General features: G+C 58.9%; 3 protein-coding genes. All 3 read left to right on the top strand.

What is annotated here, in order from left to right; genetic code table 11:
- The first annotated feature begins 112 nt into the window (after positions 1–112).
- The 3 genes from DDE13_RS22450 to DDE13_RS23145 all read left to right on the top strand — a co-directional run bounded on the left by DDE13_RS22450 (position 113) and on the right by DDE13_RS23145 (position 1,100).
- On the top strand, positions 113–397 hold the full coding sequence (locus DDE13_RS22450; protein ID WP_235868826.1) for an Hsp20/alpha crystallin family protein: 285 nt from the start codon (positions 113–115) through the stop codon (positions 395–397).
- A gap of 191 nt (positions 398–588) precedes the next feature.
- Positions 589–912, top strand: coding sequence for a YgiT-type zinc finger protein (locus DDE13_RS22445; RefSeq protein WP_111406398.1), 324 nt, complete (start codon positions 589–591; stop codon positions 910–912).
- 47 nt (positions 913–959) lie between these two features.
- A complete protein-coding gene (locus DDE13_RS23145) occupies positions 960–1,100 on the top strand; it encodes a hypothetical protein (protein ID WP_162631203.1) in 141 nt (46 codons plus the stop codon).
- Positions 1,101–1,139 lie beyond the last annotated feature (39 nt).

Genomic DNA, 1,139 nt, shown 5'->3' with positions numbered 1-1,139 from the left:
GATGGGGCTTCATCGGGGGCTCCGGAAATCTGCAAGGTTTCGAATTCCATGATACGAAACCCTGCAATTCACCGCCAGCGTTTCAGCATGATCTGCGCCGGAAATCAGCAGGTTGGGAGTTGTTCAGGGCGAACTAGAGAACATCGACATCAAGCTGAGCGACGGCACAATCACTATTCGCGGCGAGAAATCGGAAGAGAAAAAGGAAGAGAAGGAGGACTACCTCGTCAGCGAACGCCGCTACGGCGAGTTCCAGCGAACCCTTTCCCTGCCGACCGGAGTCGATGCCGATGCCGTGAAGGCAGATTTCGCCAATGGTGTGCTCACGGTGACGCTGCCGAAGTCGCCCGAGGCGAAACAGAAGGAACGCAAGGTGGAGGTCAAGACCACCGCCTGACGCTGACCCTGTAATTCCTGTCCCTACGCCTCTGCCCTAGAAGCGTACACCGACCCCGACAGCCCTGTCCCAAAAACCCGCTGCCGGGGCCTTTTTGGGCCCGCTCCCCGAATGCCTGGCCCGGCTCTTTGGACCGGAGAACGAGACCGCCCGACCATAAAAGCCTCGCCCCACCAAAAGGAAACGAGCGTATGCCCTATATCAATGTATCGAACGTCAATGACACCCCCGACAAGTCTTGTCCGCGTTGCGGTAGCCAAACCCTCATCGCCTGTGAGACCACGACGTCGATCTGGAGCAAAGGGCGTCTCTGCGTGATCGAACATATAGCGGCGCTGCACTGCGTCTCGTGCGAAGAAATCCTCGTCGACGGCAAAACGGCGGAAGACCTGAGACTGATTGCTCAGACGTTTCCAAAGGCGCAAGGCGCATTCCAGAAGATCGAGGTACCTGTGATTTCCTTTCGTGCGGCGTCCCTGCCCAGGAAGCGCGCCAATGTCGCGCCGGCCGGCTAGCTTGCACCAGCGCCTTCTATCGAACAGGCGCATTCCCCTTGGATGAGGTGCCCCTCAAAGAGATTGCGCCGGGCGACTGGCTGCTGATCCGGCAGGGCGACGTGGTGCTGGTGGACGGCATGGTGGTCTCAGACATGGCCCTTCCTCGACACCTCGGCGCTAACTGGTTCGCCCTGAACAATTCCTAACCTACTGATTCTCAGCGCAGATCACGCTGGAGCGCTGGT

Source organism: Meridianimarinicoccus zhengii, from assembly GCF_003254465.1.
Taxonomy (GTDB): domain Bacteria; phylum Pseudomonadota; class Alphaproteobacteria; order Rhodobacterales; family Rhodobacteraceae; genus Meridianimarinicoccus; species Meridianimarinicoccus zhengii.
This window is presented reverse-complemented; position numbering and strand designations above follow the sequence as displayed.

Bases quoted from the DNA above. Each gene is read 5' to 3' on its own strand.
- DDE13_RS22445 (WP_111406398.1), top strand. From the start codon at position 589: ATGCCCTATATCAATGTATCGAACGTCAATGACACCCCCGACAAGTCT.